The 15,526-nt window shown below is 55.3% G+C and carries 13 protein-coding genes; 11 read left to right on the forward strand and 2 right to left on the reverse strand.

Annotated elements, in window-relative coordinates:
* Nucleotides 1-131: 131 nt before the first annotated feature.
* A complete protein-coding gene (gltA, locus tag ABD013_RS02895) occupies nt 132-1,409 on the reverse strand; it encodes a citrate synthase (protein WP_343802018.1) in 1,278 nt (425 codons plus the stop codon).
* A 446-nt stretch (nt 1,410-1,855) separates the two neighbouring features.
* Between gltA and sdhC the strand changes: the two genes are divergently transcribed.
* From sdhC to ABD013_RS02950, 11 genes are all read left to right on the forward strand, one after another.
* Nucleotides 1,856-2,233, forward strand: a complete 378-nt coding sequence (gene sdhC / locus ABD013_RS02900) for a succinate dehydrogenase, cytochrome b556 subunit (protein WP_343802021.1) — start codon at nt 1,856-1,858, stop codon at nt 2,231-2,233.
* A complete protein-coding gene (sdhD, locus tag ABD013_RS02905) occupies nt 2,227-2,574 on the forward strand; it encodes a succinate dehydrogenase, hydrophobic membrane anchor protein (RefSeq protein ID WP_343802024.1) in 348 nt (115 codons plus the stop codon). The genes sdhC and sdhD overlap by 7 nt, the downstream gene beginning before the upstream one ends.
* 3 nt (nt 2,575-2,577) lie before the next feature.
* Nucleotides 2,578-4,353 carry a succinate dehydrogenase flavoprotein subunit gene (sdhA, locus tag ABD013_RS02910; RefSeq protein ID WP_343802027.1) on the forward strand — a complete coding sequence of 592 codons (1,776 nt, stop codon included), beginning with the start codon at nt 2,578-2,580 and terminating at the stop codon, nt 4,351-4,353.
* A 12-nt stretch (nt 4,354-4,365) separates the two neighbouring features.
* A complete protein-coding gene (locus ABD013_RS02915; protein WP_343802030.1) occupies nt 4,366-5,070 on the forward strand; it encodes a succinate dehydrogenase iron-sulfur subunit in 705 nt (234 codons plus the stop codon).
* Between the two features lie 313 nt (nt 5,071-5,383).
* The gene (locus ABD013_RS02920; RefSeq protein ID WP_343802033.1) at nt 5,384-8,215 is read left to right on the forward strand and encodes a 2-oxoglutarate dehydrogenase E1 component; all 2,832 of its coding nucleotides are present in this window, start codon (nt 5,384-5,386) and stop codon (nt 8,213-8,215) included.
* 54 nt (nt 8,216-8,269) lie between these two features.
* Nucleotides 8,270-9,481 carry a 2-oxoglutarate dehydrogenase complex dihydrolipoyllysine-residue succinyltransferase gene (odhB, locus tag ABD013_RS02925; RefSeq protein WP_343802036.1) on the forward strand — a complete coding sequence of 404 codons (1,212 nt, stop codon included), beginning with the start codon at nt 8,270-8,272 and terminating at the stop codon, nt 9,479-9,481.
* A gap of 39 nt (nt 9,482-9,520) precedes the next feature.
* Entirely contained in the window at nt 9,521-10,960 is a 1,440-nt protein-coding gene (gene lpdA, locus ABD013_RS02930) for a dihydrolipoyl dehydrogenase (RefSeq protein WP_343802039.1), read from the forward strand.
* A 125-nt stretch (nt 10,961-11,085) separates the two neighbouring features.
* Entirely contained in the window at nt 11,086-12,252 is a 1,167-nt protein-coding gene (gene sucC / locus ABD013_RS02935) for an ADP-forming succinate--CoA ligase subunit beta (protein ID WP_343802042.1), read from the forward strand.
* Between the two features lie 2 nt (nt 12,253-12,254).
* Nucleotides 12,255-13,136 carry a succinate--CoA ligase subunit alpha gene (gene sucD, locus ABD013_RS02940; protein ID WP_343802045.1) on the forward strand — a complete coding sequence of 294 codons (882 nt, stop codon included), beginning with the start codon at nt 12,255-12,257 and terminating at the stop codon, nt 13,134-13,136.
* A gap of 118 nt (nt 13,137-13,254) precedes the next feature.
* The gene (gene dbpA, locus ABD013_RS02945) at nt 13,255-14,631 is read left to right on the forward strand and encodes an ATP-dependent RNA helicase DbpA (RefSeq protein ID WP_343802048.1); all 1,377 of its coding nucleotides are present in this window, start codon (nt 13,255-13,257) and stop codon (nt 14,629-14,631) included.
* 20 nt (nt 14,632-14,651) lie between these two features.
* Nucleotides 14,652-15,107, forward strand: a complete 456-nt coding sequence (locus ABD013_RS02950) for a YaiI/YqxD family protein (RefSeq protein WP_343802051.1) — start codon at nt 14,652-14,654, stop codon at nt 15,105-15,107.
* Here ABD013_RS02950 and ABD013_RS02955 read toward each other — a convergent pair.
* A complete protein-coding gene (locus ABD013_RS02955; protein ID WP_343802054.1) occupies nt 15,104-15,427 on the reverse strand; it encodes a DUF3301 domain-containing protein in 324 nt (107 codons plus the stop codon). The two genes, ABD013_RS02950 and ABD013_RS02955, sit on opposite strands and share 4 nt — an antisense overlap.
* Nucleotides 15,428-15,526: the final 99 nt, after the last annotated feature.

Genomic DNA, 15,526 nt, shown 5'->3' on the forward strand with positions numbered 1-15,526 from the left:
TCAACTCCTTTTGAACGGTAGCATGCTGTGCGAACTATAGAGTACCTAAGTCAAAATGGCACTAGGAGTAATTCCTAAAATTCCAGACACAAAAAAGCCCCGCTGTGCGGGGCTTGTATGTTGGAGCTATATCAGGCGGGATAGTCGCGCTGCTGCTCGCCGGTGTACAGCTGACGCGGACGACCGATCTTGTTCGGGCTGGAATGGAATTCGTTCCAGTGAGAAATCCAGCCGATTGTGCGAGACAGGGCAAAGATCACGGTGAACATGTTGGTCGGAATGCCGATCGCTTTCAGGATGATGCCAGAGTAGAAGTCGACGTTCGGGTACAGCTGGCGCTTCACGAAGTATTCGTCTTCCAGGGCGATCTGTTCCAGACGCTTGGCGATCTGCAGCTGAGGATCGTTTTCGATACCCAGCAGTTCCAGAACCTCGTCGCAGGTCTTCTTCATCACCTTGGCGCGCGGGTCGAAGTTACGGTACACGCGGTGGCCGAAGCCCATCAGGCGGAACGGATCGTTCGGATCCTTGGCTTTCTCGATAAACTCGGCAATGTTGGACTCGTCGCCAATTTCGTCGAGCATGGTCAGCACGGCTTCGTTGGCACCACCATGTGCCGGTCCCCACAGGGCGGCAATACCAGCAGCGATACAGGCGAACGGGTTGGCGCCGGAAGAGCCTGCCAGACGTACGGTAGAGGTGGAGGCGTTCTGCTCGTGGTCGGCGTGCAGGATGAAGATGCGATCCATGGCACGGGCCAGTACCGGATTGACTTCATAATCAGAGCACGGAGTGCCGAACATCATGCGCAGGAAGTTAGCGCCGTAGCTGAGATTGTTCTGCGGGTACATGAACGGCTGGCCGATGGAATACTTGTAGCACATGGCGGCAAGTGTCGGCATCTTGGCGATCAGACGGTACGCGCAAACCTCGCGGTGATGCGGGTCATTGATGTCCAGTGAGTCGTGGTAGAACGCAGACAGAGCGCCCACAACGCCGCACATGATGGCCATCGGGTGAGCATCGCGACGGAAGCCTTTGAAGAACTGGCTCAGCTGCTCGTGAACCATGGTGTGGTTCGAGATGGTGTTGACGAACTTTTCTTTCTCTTCTGCGTTCGGCAGTTCGCCATTCAGCAGCAGGTAGCAGACTTCCAGATAGTCTGACTTTTCAGCCAGCTGTTCAATCGGATAGCCGCGATGCAGCAGAATTCCATTGGCACCGTCAATGTAGGTGATCTTGGATTCGCAGGCCGCCGTGGACACGAAGCCAGGGTCGTAAGTGAACAGACCTTTGCCGGTCAACGGGCGTACATCTATGACGTCGGGACCTTCAGTACCGGAGTAAACCGGCAGTTCGATCGCTTCGTCCAGACCATCGACTGTCAAACGTGCTTTCTTGTCAGCCATTAGAGGCTCCTATCATTCTGTTTGTATTGCTGCGGCAAACTACATGCGCCGCGTCATAGGAAATGGCCCGAAAAAGGACTCGAACACTATAGAGTTTGAAACAAGATTGTCAATTAAGCCTTTCGCTTAAGTGCTGCGCTGCAAAACGGTTTTTTCGGATAGCAAATACGAGGGCTGCAGGGATATAAATAATTAGTTTAATAAGCCCAGAGCTCTGGTTTTGAAATGCAAATTGGGGTTGGCTTCATACACTAGACTTAAGCCTTAAGGTCCTGTTGTCTCGTTGTATTCCCTCAGTGATCTGTCTATACTCTCGCACCTGAGTTGGCACCGTGCCCACTGGTTTAGTGTCAGTTCTGGCATCTCGAGGTACTACTCTCTGAGCACTTCCTAGCAACCTTGTCCTCTTGTCCTGCAATTGGGCAGAAAAAGTGTGAACTAGAGCCGTGAACAAGAAAAGACCTGTAAATTTAGATCTGCGAACCATAAAACAGCCACTTCCGGCGATTACTTCAATTCTGCATCGTGTAACCGGTGTCGCGCTTTTCGTTGGCGCCATCTTCATGATGTATGCATTGAGCCTGTCGCTGGAGTCTCAGGCCGGCTTCAATGAAGCGACTGAGATGCTCCAGGAATCTTTCCTGGCAAAACTCATTGCATGGGGACTGGTTTCAGCGCTGCTGTACCATTTCTTTGCAGGTATCAAGCACCTGATCATGGATCTGGGTCACTGTGAAGAACTGGAAAGCGGTCGTCTGGCTGCAAAAGTCACCTTGGTAGTAGCGGTCATCGCTATTCTGCTGGCAGGAGTCTGGATATGGTAACTAGTATTACAAGCTTTGGTCGTAGCGGTCTGTACGACTGGATGATGCAGCGTGTTACAGCGCTGGTACTGCTGACCTATACCGTTTTCATGATCGGTTATCTGCTGCTGAACCCGGATCTGGGTTATGAGCAGTGGAAGGAACTGTTCAGCGGCACGTCCATGCGCATCTATACCCTGCTGGCGCTTCTGTCCATGGTTGCTCATGCCTGGATTGGCATGTGGTCTGTTTCTACTGACTATATTAAGCCGACCGGCGCTCGCTTTGTGTTCCAGTCCGTATGCGGCCTGCTGGCGTTTATCTACGTCGTGTGGGGCATCCAGATTCTGTGGGGTATCTAAAACATGTCTAAACTGCGTACGCTTACTTTCGACGCAATCGTAGTCGGTGGTGGTGGTGCAGGCATGCGCGCCGCGCTGCAGCTTGCACAGTCAGGTCTGAATACCGCCTGTGTCACTAAAGTATTTCCGACACGTTCTCACACTGTGTCTGCTCAGGGTGGTATCACCTGTGCGATCGCAAGTGCGGATCCGAACGATGATTGGCGCTGGCACATGTATGACACCGTAAAGGGGTCTGATTACATCGGTGACCAGGACGCGATTGAGTACATGTGTTCTGTAGGTCCTCAGGCTGTATTCGAGCTGGATCACATGGGTCTGCCGTTCTCCCGTACCGAGGTTGGTCGTATCTACCAGCGTCCGTTTGGTGGTCAGTCCAAGAACTTCGGTGAGGGTGGTCAGGCTGCCCGTACCTGTGCTGCTGCCGACCGTACCGGTCACGCCCTGCTGCACACTCTGTATCAGGCCAACATGAAGGCTGGTACTACGTTCCTGAATGAATGGTACGCCGTTGACCTGGTGAAGAACTCCCAGGGTGACGTGGTTGGTTGTATCGCCATCTGCATCGAAACCGGTGAAACCGTTTATATCAAGGCCAAGGCAACTGTTCTGGCAACTGGTGGTGCGGGTCGTATCTATGCGTCCACTACCAACGCTCTGATCAATACCGGTGACGGTATCGGTATGGCGATGCGTGCCGGCGTTGCGGTTCAGGATATGGAAATGTGGCAGTTCCACCCGACCGGCATCGCAGGTGCTGGCGTACTGGTAACCGAAGGTTGCCGTGGCGAGGGTGGTTATCTGATCAACAAGGATGGCGAGCGCTTCATGGAGCGTTACGCACCGAACGCCAAAGACCTGGCGGGACGTGATGTTGTTGCTCGTTCCATGATCCTGGAGATCCTGGAAGGTCGTGGTTGTGGTGAAAACGGCGATCACGTATATCTGAAGCTGGATCACCTGGGTGAGGAAGTGCTGCACTCTCGTCTGCCGGGTATCTGTGAACTGTCCAAGACCTTCGCGGCCGCTGATCCGGTTAAAGAGCCGATCCCGGTTGTGCCGACCTGTCACTACATGATGGGTGGTGTTGCGACCAATATCGGTGGTCAGGCGATCTCTCCGGATCAGGAAACTGGCGAAGACAAGATCATCAATGGTCTGTTTGCCTGTGGTGAAGCGGCTTGTGTATCTGTACACGGCGCCAACCGTCTGGGTGGTAACTCTCTGCTTGACCTGGTGGTCTTCGGTCGTGCGGCTGGTATGCAGATTGAGCAGCAGATGCGTGAAGGCTATGAAGTGCCGGATGCAACTGAAGCTGATATCGAAGCAGCCATGTCTCGCCTGAACCGTCTGAACAACAGCACTGGTGGCGAGAAGGTTGCCGATGTTCGCAAGACTCTGCAGGACACCATGCAGCTGTACTTCGGCGTGTTCCGCGATGGCGAGAGTATGCAGAAAGGTCTGGGCATGCTGAAGGAGATCCGCGAGCGTGTAGCTAACGTACATCTGGAAGACAAGAGCCAGGCATTCAATACCTCTCGTATTGAGGCGCTGGAGCTTGAGAACCTGATGGAAGTAGCGGAAGCGACTGCGATTGCAGCGGAAGAGCGTAAGGAATCTCGTGGTGCGCATGCGCGCAACGACTTCACCGAGCGTGATGACGAGAACTGGCTGTGCCATTCTGTCTTCTTCCCGCAGACCAAGGCCATTGGCAAGCGCGCGGTTAACTTCGCGCCGAAGACAATGGATCCGTTCCCGCCGAAAGTACGAACTTATTAAGGGGCTGGTGCGATGCTGGTAAGTGTATATCGTTACAATCCTGAGATTGATGATGCGCCTTACATGCAGGATGTCCATATCGACATCCCGGGTGGCAAGGACATCATGGTGCTGGACCTGCTCCAGCTGCTGAAAGAAAAAGATCCGTCTCTGGCGTATCGTCGTTCCTGTCGTGAGGGTGTTTGTGGCTCTGACGGCATGAACATGAACGGCAAGAACGGTCTGGCGTGCATCACGCCGCTGTCTGAAGTGGTCGAGAACGACAAGCTGGTACTGCGTCCGCTGCCGGGTCTGCCGGTTATCCGTGACCTGGTCATCGATATGACCCAGTTCTACAAGCAGTACGAAAAGATCAAGCCGTTCCTGATCAACGATACGCCGGCGCCGGCGATCGAGCGTCTGCAGTCTCCGGAAGAGCGTGCCGAGCTGGATGGTCTGTACGAGTGTATTCTCTGTGCATGCTGTTCAACATCCTGCCCGTCCTTCTGGTGGAATCCGGACAAGTTCGTCGGTCCGTCTGGTCTGTTGCAGGCTTACCGCTTCCTGGCGGACAGCCGCGATACCGCGACCAACGAGCGTCTGGCTGAGCTGGATGATCCGTTCAGTGTATTCCGCTGCCACGGCATCATGAACTGTGTAAGCGTTTGTCCGAAAGGTCTGAACCCGACCAAGGCGATTGGCAAGATCCGAAACATGCTGATCCAGCAGGCGACCTGATCGACTTGTTTGAGTCTCAAGAAACGGCATCCGACAGGGTGCCGTTTTTTTTTGTCTATTATAAGTCGGTGTAATTTTACTAGCCGAAAGGCCTATGTCGTTGGAACAATAATATTTTGTAGAATCGGTGCCTGCTAACAGTGTAAAGGCTGTCATAAAAGGCGTAGAATTGTTGCCCGCAACTGCACGTGATCCGTGTGGCTGTAGGCAATATACAAAAACGGTAATCAGCAGAGGGTCGCAGGACTGCCGGTGCAGGAAATAGTGCAGCCTGACCGATGCAGCGCCCTCTCAGAGCCAGGGTGAGATGATAATGCAAGATGGCATAATGGAGCAGATGTGGAAGAATGCCCACCTCTATGGGGGCAACCTTTCATATGTTGAACAACTATACGAAACTTATCTGATGGACCCGAACGCTGTCCCACAAGAATGGCGTGACGAGTTCGATCGACTTCCCAAGGTTGGTGACAGCATCTCTCAGGATGTACCTCACTCCACCATCCGGGATCACTTCCTTCTCCTCTCCAAGAATCAGAAGCGCGCCACTCCCGTTTCCGGTAGCAGTGTCAGCTCAGAGCATGAAAAGAAACAGGTTCGCGTCCTGCGCATGATCAATGCGTACCGTGTGCGTGGACATCAGCATGCCGATATCGATCCGTTGAACCTGATGGAGCGTGAGCAGGTTCCTGACCTGGATCTGCGCTTCCATGAGCTGTCCGAAGCTGATCTTGATACCCGCTTTCAGCTGGGCTCACTGTTCTTCGGCCCGGAAGAGAGTTCTCTGAAAGAGATCCTGGCTGATCTTCAGAAAACCTATTGCACTACTGTCGGCGCTGAGTACATGCACATCGTCGATACTCAGGAAAAGCGCTGGATTCAGTCTCGCATGGAACCGGTGCGCAGCCATCCCGTACTGACCAATGACGAGCGCAAGCACATTCTCGAGCGCCTGTCCGCTGCTGAAGGCCTGGAAAAATATCTGGGTTCTCGCTACGCCGGTGCCAAGCGCTTTGGTCTGGAAGGTGGTGAGGCTCTGATTCCCTGCCTGGACGAGCTGGTACAGCGTGCCGGTCGTGACGGTGCCAAAGAGCTGGTTATCGGCATGGCACACCGTGGTCGCCTGAACGTGCTGGTCAACATCTTCGGCAAGAACCCGCAGGACCTGTTCGGCGAGTTCGAGGGCAAGAAGCTGATCGAAACCTCCGGTGACGTTAAATACCACCAGGGCTTCTCCTCCAATGTCATGACTGCCGGTGGTGAAGTACACCTGGCAATGGCCTTCAACCCGTCTCACCTGGAGATCGTGTCTCCGGTGGTTGAAGGGTCTGTACGTGCACGTCAGGATCGTCGTGACGATGCTGTCGGTAACAGCGTAATTCCGGTCTCCATCCACGGTGATGCTGCGGTTGCAGGTCAGGGCGTGGTGATGGAAACCTACCAGATGTCCCAGACCCGTGCCTACAAGACGGGTGGTACTATCCATATCGTGATCAACAACCAGGTGGGCTTCACCACTTCCAAGAAGGAAGATGCGCGCTCAACTGAGTACTGTACCGATGTGGCTAAAATGGTCCAGGCTCCGATCTTCCACGTTAACGGTGATGATCCTGAAGCTGTTCGTTTCGTAACCCAGCTGGCGCTGGATTACCGTAACGAATTCAACAAGGATGTCGTTATCGATCTGGTTTGCTACCGTCGTCGTGGTCACAACGAGGCGGACGAACCGTCCGGTACTCAGCCTCTGATGTACAAGCAGATCAAAGTCCAGAAAACTACCAAGGAGCTTTATGCCGCTCGTTTGGTGGAAGAGGGCGTGCTGAGCGCTGAAGAAGCCAAGGGTATCGATCAGGAATACCGTCAGGCGCTTGAAAATGGCAAGCACGTGGCCAAGTCCCTGGTGATGGAGCCCAACGAAGAACTGTTCGTTGACTGGCGTCCGTACCTGGGCCACCAGTGGTCCTTCGAGTGCGATACCAGCGTCGATCAGAAACTGCTGCAGGAACTGGCCAACAAGTCCTGCGAATTCCCTGAAGGCTTTGCCATTCAGCGCCAGGTTCAGAAGATCTATGAAGATCGCAAGAAGATGGCGGCGGGTGCCATGGAGATCAACTGGGGCTTCGCCGAGACCATGGCGTATGCCACTTTGCTGGCTGAAGGTTACCCGATTCGTCTGACTGGTCAGGATGTTGGTCGCGGTACCTTCTCTCACCGCCATGCTGTGGTCCACAACCAGAAAGACGCCAGCCTCTATGTGCCGCTGCAGAATCTGGCTGAAGGTCAGCCGGAATTCGATATCTACGACTCTTTCCTGTCTGAGGAAGCAGTGCTGGCATTCGAATACGGCTATGCCACTACGACGCCGAATGCACTGGTAATCTGGGAAGCTCAGTTCGGTGATTTTGCCAACGGTGCCCAGGTGGTAATCGACCAGTTCATTACATCCGGTGAGCACAAGTGGGGTCGTCTCTGCGGTCTGACCATGCTGCTGCCGCACGGTTTTGAAGGCCAGGGTCCGGAGCACTCTTCGGCGCGTCTCGAACGTTTCCTGCAGCTGTCTGCAGAGCACAACATCCAGGTCTGCGTACCGACCACTCCGGCTCAGATCTTCCATCTGCTGCGTCGTCAGGTCGTGCGTCCGCTGCGCAAGCCGCTGGTGGTGATGTCACCGAAGTCTCTGCTGCGCCACAAGCAGGCCGTATCTACTTTGGAAGACCTCTCTGAAGGTACTTTCCAGCCGGTCATCCCGGAAGTGGATGCACTGGATCCGAAGAAAGTGAAGCGTGTTGTGATGTGTAGTGGCAAGGTCTACTACGATCTGTACAATCGCCGCGCCGAGCTTGAGAAAGACGATGTTGCGATCGTGCGCATCGAACAGCTCTATCCGTTCCCGGAAGAGGGTCTGAAGCAAGCGATTGCCGAGTACACCAACCTGGAATCCGTGGTCTGGTGTCAGGAAGAGCCGATGAACCAGGGAGCCTGGTACTGCAGCCAGCATCACATGCGCAATGTCCTGCAGCAGCATGACCCTAAACTGCACCTGATGGGTGTGGGTCGTCCGCACGCAGCCGCGCCGGCAGTAGGCTACATTTCGGTTCACCTTGAGCAGCAAGAACAGCTGGTCAACGAAGCAATCAACGGTTAATGACAGGTTTGTATTTGTAATTACAACCTGCGCAGCATTATTAAAGGAAACAGCATGTCCATCGATATCAAAGCGCCGACTTTCCCTGAATCCGTAGCGGACGGTACCGTTGCAACCTGGCACAAGCAGCCGGGTGAAGCCTGCTCAGCTGATGAGCTGATTGTTGACATTGAAACCGATAAGGTTGTTCTTGAAGTGGTTGCTCCGGCTGACGGCGTGATCAAGGAGATCGTCAAGGGTGAAGGCGACACCGTCCTGAGCGAAGAAGTAATTGCTGTCTTCGAAGCAGGCGCTGCTGCTTCTGCTCCTGCCGCTGCTGCACCGGCTGCTGAAGCCGCTGCTGCTCCGGCTGCTGAAGCCACTACTGACGCTGACAAAGTCGGCCCGGCTGCTCGCAAGCTGATCGAAGAAAACGGTCTGGATGCATCCCAGATCCCGGGTACTGGCAAGAATGGTGGCATCACCAAGGAAGATGTACAGAACTTCCTGAAGAACAAGCCTGCTGCTGCGCCTGCTGCTGCTCCGGCGGCTGCCGCTCCGGCTCTGAATGTTCCGGTTGGTGAGCGTACCGAGAAGCGTGTGCCGATGACTCGCCTGCGTGCGACCATCGCCAAGCGTCTGGTTGAAGCTCAGCAAAACGCTGCAATGCTGACGACTTACAATGAAGTCAACATGAAGCCGGTCATGGAACTGCGTAAGCAGTACAAGGACCTGTTCGAGAAGGTTCACGGCGGTACTCGCCTGGGCTTCATGTCCTTCTTCGTGAAGGCCGCTACTGAAGCACTGAAGCGCTTCCCGGCGGTGAACGCCTCTATCGACGGTAACGACATGGTTTACCACGGTTACCAGGATATCGGTGTTGCCGTATCTACCGATCGTGGCCTGATGGTGCCGGTACTGCGTGATACTGACTCCATGAGCCTGGCAGAAGTTGAAGCCACCATCGCTGACTTCGGTAAGCGTGGCCGTGAGGGTAAGCTGGGCATGGACGACATGCAGGGCGGTACTTTCACCATCACCAACGGTGGTGTGTTCGGTTCCCTGATGTCGACTCCGATCCTGAACCCGCCGCAGACCGCTATCCTGGGTATGCACAAGATCCAGGAGCGCCCGATGGCGGTCAACGGTCAGGTTGAGATCCTGCCGATGATGTACCTGGCGCTGTCATATGACCACCGTATGATTGACGGTAAAGAGGCGGTACAATTCCTCGTGACCATTAAGGATCTGCTGGAAGATCCGGCACGTATGCTGCTGGACGTTTAATCAGACCCACAATCGAACGAGTGAAAACAGGACAAAGTAATGTCAGATAAATTTGATCTTATCGTAATCGGTGCCGGCCCTGGCGGTTATGTAGCAGCTATTCGTGCTGCCCAGCTGGGTCTGAAAACTGCCTGTGTCGAGAAGTGGGTTGATGACAAGGGTGCCTCCGTACTGGGCGGTACCTGCCTGAACGTGGGTTGTATCCCGTCCAAGGCACTGCTGGAAACCACGCACAAGTTCCACGAAGCTCAGCACGGCTTTGCCGCTCAGGGTATCGTGGCTGAAAACGTGCACATGGACACCAAGCAGATGGTGGCCCGCAAGGATCAGATCGTTAAGAACCTGACTGGTGGTATCGCTGGTCTGTTCAAGGCGAATGGCGTCACTCTGCTGCAGGGTACCGGCAAGCTGCTGGCCAACAAGCAGGTTGAAGTGACCGCTCAGGATGGCAGCACCTCCGTGCACGCCGCCGAGAACGTGATCCTGGCGTCCGGTTCCGTCCCGGTTGAAATTCCGCCGGCGCCGCTGACCGAAGGCCTGATCGTCGACAACGAAGGCGCACTGAAAATCGATGAGACTCCGAAGCGTCTGGGTATCATCGGTGCAGGCGTCATCGGTCTGGAAATGGGTTCCATCTGGGCTCGCTGTGGCTCAGAAGTTACCGTGTTCGAAGCCATGGATGACTTCCTGGCTCTGGCCGACATCGACGTTGCCAAGGAAGCCAAGAAGCTGCTCACCAAGCAGGGTCTGGACATCAAGCTGGGTGCTCGCTGCACCGGTACTGAAATCATCGATGGCAAGGAAGTTAAGGTTAAGTACACCGATGCCAACGGTGAGCAGGAGATGGTATTCGACAAGCTGATCGTTGCGGTTGGTCGTCGTCCCCAGACTCAGGGCCTGCTGGCTGAAGACAGCGGCGTCAAGCTGGACGAGCGCGGCTTCATCTTCGTTGATGAAAGCTGCCGTACCGACGCACCGGGCGTTTACGCCATCGGTGACTCCGTACGCGGCCCGATGCTGGCGCACAAGGCATCCGAAGAGGGCATCATGGCCGTAGATATCATTGCCGGTCACAAGGCGGCAATGAACTACGACTGCATCCCGAACATCATTTACACCTTCCCGGAACTGGCCTGGGTCGGCAAGACCGAGCAGGAACTGAAGGCTGAGGGTGTAAAGATCAAGGTTGGTAAATTCCCGTTCGCGGCTTCCGGTCGTGCAATGGCAGCCAATGCGACTGACGGTTTCGTCAAGATCATTGCTGATGAAGAAACTGACCGTATTCTGGGCGTTCACATGGTCGGTGGCATCGCTTCCGAACTGATCGCTCAGGGTGTGATTGCGATGGAATTCTGCTCCAGTGCAGAGGATCTGCAGCTGATGGTATTCGCTCACCCGACCGTCAGCGAAGCTGTCCATGAGGCGGCTCTGGCTGTAGACAATCACGCTATCCACATTGCAAATCGCAAAAAGCGATAACCTGAAGGGTTAGCCCTGTTCGACCGGAGTTCCCCGGTCGGCGGGCTCTGCAGAGCAAAAGGTGTGCCCCGCCCATGCACGTGGGCATGGGCACCTGTATAACCGAAAATACAACGGATTAGAGCATGAACCTTCACGAGTACCAGGGCAAACAACTGTTTGCTGAATATGGTCTGCCGGTTTCCAAAGGGATTGCGGTAGATACTCCGGAAGCGGCTGCTGAAGCGGCTGAAAAGATTGGCGGTGACAAGTGGGTTGTAAAAGCCCAGGTTCACGCCGGTGGCCGTGGTAAAGCGGGCGGTGTTAAGCTGGTTGATTCTCCGGCTGAAGCCCAGGCCTTTGCTGAGAAATGGCTGGGTCAGCGCCTGGTGACTTACCAGACAGACGCCAATGGTCAGCCTGTTTCCAAGATTCTGGTTGAGACCTGCACTGACATCGCCAACGAGCTGTACCTTGGCGCAGTTGTAGACCGCTCCAGCCGTCGTATCGTGTTCATGGCATCCACCGAAGGTGGTGTCGAAATCGAAAAAGTTGCTGAAGAGACTCCGGAAAAGATCCTGAAAGCAACTATCGATCCGCTGACTGGTGCGCAGCCGTACCAGGGTCGCGAACTGGCGTTCCAGCTGGGCCTGCAGGGTGACCAGGTCAAGCAGTTCGTCAACATCTTCCTGGGTCTGGCGAAGATGTTCGAAGAAAAGGATCTGGCGCTGCTGGAAATCAACCCGCTGGTCATCACTGACCAGGGTAACCTGCACTGCCTGGATGCCAAAGTTGTTATCGATGGTAACTCTGTTTACCGTCACAAGGATCTGCAGGCCATGCAGGATCCGTCTCAGGAAGACGAGCGTGAAGCACGCGCGGCTGAGTGGGACCTCAACTACGTTGCTCTGACCGGCACTATCGGTTGCATGGTTAACGGTGCGGGCCTGGCAATGGGCACCATGGACATCGTTTCCCTGCACGGTGGCTTCCCGGCCAACTTCCTGGACGTTGGTGGTGGCGCTACCAAAGAGCGTGTTACCGAAGCGTTCAAGATCATCCTTGAAGACAGCAAGGTTAAAGCCGTACTGGTTAACATCTTCGGTGGTATCGTTCGCTGCGACCTGATCGCAGACGGCATCATCGGTGCGGTTAAAGAAGTTGGTGTAAACGTACCGGTTGTTGTACGTCTGGAAGGTAACAACGCTGAACTGGGTGCGCAGAAGCTGGCTGAGTCCGGTCTGGACATCATTGCAGCAACCAGCCTGACTGATGCTGCTCAGCAGGCAGTCAAAGCAGCGGAGGGTAAATAATCATGGCCGTTCTGATCAATAAAGATACCAAAGTCATCTGTCAGGGCTTTACTGGTGGCCAGGGTACTTTCCACTCTGAGCAGGCGATTGCTTACGGCACCAAAATGGTTGGTGGTGTAACTCCGGGTAAAGGCGGTACTGAGCACCTGGGTCTGCCGGTATTCAACACCGTTAAGGAAGCTGTAGAAGCAACTGGCGCTGAAGCGTCTGTTATCTACGTTCCGGCTCCCTTCTGTAAGGATTCCATCCTGGAAGCGGCTAATGCTGGCATCAAGCTGATCGTCTGCATCACCGAGCACATTCCGGTAATGGACATGCTGCAGTGCAAAGTGAAGTGTGACGAGCTGGGTGTTCGCCTGATCGGCCCGAACTGCCCGGGCGTGATCACTCCGGGAGAGTGCAAGATCGGCATCATGCCGGGCCACATCCACCTGCCGGGTAAAGTCGGTATCGTTTCCCGTTCCGGTACTCTGACGTACGAAGCGGTTAAGCAGACTACTGACGCTGGCTTCGGTCAGTCTACCTGTGTCGGTATCGGCGGCGACCCGATCCCGGGTTCCAACTTCATCGACATTCTGGAAATGTTCCAGAACGACCCGCAGACTGAAGCGATCGTTATGATCGGTGAGATCGGTGGTTCTGCCGAGGAAGAAGCGGCTGCCTACATCAAGGCAAACGTAACCAAGCCGGTTGTTTCCTACATCGCTGGTGTAACTGCACCTCCGGGCAAGCGCATGGGCCACGCTGGTGCGATCATCTCCGGTGGTAAGGGTACTGCGGACGAGAAATTCGCAGCCCTGGAAGACGCTGGTGTGAAGACTGTTCGTTCCCTGGCCGATATCGGCAAGGCTCTGTCCGAAGTGACTGGCTGGGAAATGAAGTAAGCTTCTTCTGATCCGTGAAAAAGGCAGCTTCGGCTGCCTTTTTTTGTGCCCGCTCCAAACCTGTGCCGGTGGTTCTGCTAGAATGCGTCTTTTGCCGCACCATCAGCAGGTACTCCTCTTGAGCCAACAGCCTTTCTCTCAGATAGCCCTTAAACCCGAACTTCTGCGCAATCTGGAATCTCTCGAATACCATTACATGACGCCGATCCAGCAGGATAGCTTGCCGGTGATCCTGGATGGCCGTGATCTGATCGCTCAGGGCAAGACGGGATCGGGCAAAACGGCGGCCTTTGGCCTGGGGGTGTTGCAGGCACTGGATACCAGTCGTTTCCACGTGCAGTCGCTGGTGTTGTGTCCGACACGTGAGCTCGCTGACCAGGTGGCTCAGGAGTTGCGTCGTCTAGCCCGTCAAATACCCAACGTAAAGGTGTTGACGCTATGTGGCGGCATGCCGCTTGGCCCTCAAATCGGTTCGCTGGAGCATGGTGCGCATATTGTGGTGGGTACACCAGGGCGTATTGAAGAACACCTGCGCAAAGGTACCTTGCGTCTGGATCGGCTGCAGCATTTGGTGCTGGATGAGGCAGACCGGATGCTGGAAATGGGGTTTCAGGAAGCGGTGGATGCCATTGTTGCGACTACGCCTTCCAGTCGTCAGACGCTATTGTTCAGTGCCACCTATCCGCAAGAAATTGCCGCCATCGCCAGTCGGATCATGCGCGAGCCGGCGCGCATTGAGGTCGAAGCGCTGCACCAGAACACCAGCATCGTGCAGCATTTCCATGAAGTGACTGACGACGCTCGCGACGAGGCTGTCACCCGTTTGCTGTACCGCTACCGTCCGGTATCGGCAGTGGTGTTCTGTAATACCAAGCAGGAGGTACGCGACCTGGAGCAGCGCCTGCAAGCGGACGGGATTGCAGCGGTAGCCCTGCACGGCGATCTGGATCAACGTCAGCGTGACCAGACCCTGGTGCGCTTTGCCAACCAAAGCGCCTCGGTGCTGGTGGCGACCGATGTGGCTGCCCGTGGCTTGGATATCGAAGGGCTGGATCTGGTGATCAACCACCGTCCATCCAAAGAAGCCCAGGTGCATGTGCATCGTATCGGCCGTACCGGTCGAGCAGGGCAGAGCGGTATCGCCATTACCTTGTTCAACGAGCGTGAACGTTTCAAGCTGGCGGGCGTGGAAGCGCGCATGGATATGATCATTACTGATGAACCCCTGCCGCAGCCTTCTCAGGGCGGTGACTACCGCCCGCCCATGGCGACCTTGCAGTTGGATGTTGGCAAGAAGCAGAAGATCCGTCCCGGGGATGTGCTGGGCGCGTTGACTAAGGGTGGTGATCTGGCCGGTGATCAGGTAGGCAAGATTCGCGTATTTGATTTCTGCACCTACGTCGCGGTCAGTCGTCCGGCGGCGCGCGATGCGGTGCGGGTCCTATCCCAGGGCAAGGTAAAAGGCCGTAGCTGCCGTGTACGCCAGTTACGCTGATCGGTATCGGAGGGATTGCGATGAGAATCTGGGTTGATGCGGATGCCTGTCCGGTAGTGATCAAGGAGATCCTGTTTCGGGCTGCCGAACGCAGCGGGCTTGAGCTGACGCTGATCGCTAACCAGCCGTTACGAGTACCGCCGGCAGCCAATATCCGCGCGGTGCAGGTGGCGGCCGGTTTTGATGTGGCCGACCACGAAATCGTACGCAGAGCCTCCGCAGGCGACCTGGTGATCACCAGTGATATTCCGCTGGCGGCGGAGGTACTGGAGAAGGGCGCGATGGCGCTGACACCAAGGGGAGAGCGCTTCACGAATGAAAATATCAAAGCGCGCCTGAATATCCGCGACTTCATGGAAACCCTGAGGGCGAGCGGGGTGCAAAGCGGTGGGCCGCCGGCGCTGAATCACAGCGACCGTCAGCAGTTTGCTAATCAGCTGGATCGACTGATCACCCGAGCGCTTAAACAGCGCTAATTCAACTTGTGGGCCGCCAGCTCAATGTGTGTGATGCGCCGGCCCACCATCTCAACAGTACCCGGGTAGCGTTCATCGCCGGTCGAAGTGAAATAGAACTGGTAACGGCGCGCCAGAACCAGCATGCCACTCTCGCTTGAGCGTACCGGCTTCATGCTTTTTAGCGCGATATTCTCATCCAGCAGTTGTACGTCCTGCTGCTCGCAGTAGCGCTGGACTTTCAATGTTGCGTGCTCACGCAGCTTCAGGTTGTGCCACCAGGCCAGGCAGGCCAGTGCGGTCAGTGCCAGCCAGAAAAGGTCAGATAATTCAATCCACATCGGTTACTCCTTATCGAGCCGCAAGCTTAACAGTCTGATGGAGAAAAATAACCTTGCACTTCGGGGGCTGTAAATACCTGATCAAAATGCTAGGTTATA

This window comes from Marinobacterium maritimum, assembly GCF_039523155.1.
Taxonomy (GTDB): Bacteria; Pseudomonadota; Gammaproteobacteria; order Pseudomonadales; family Balneatricaceae; genus Marinobacterium; species Marinobacterium maritimum.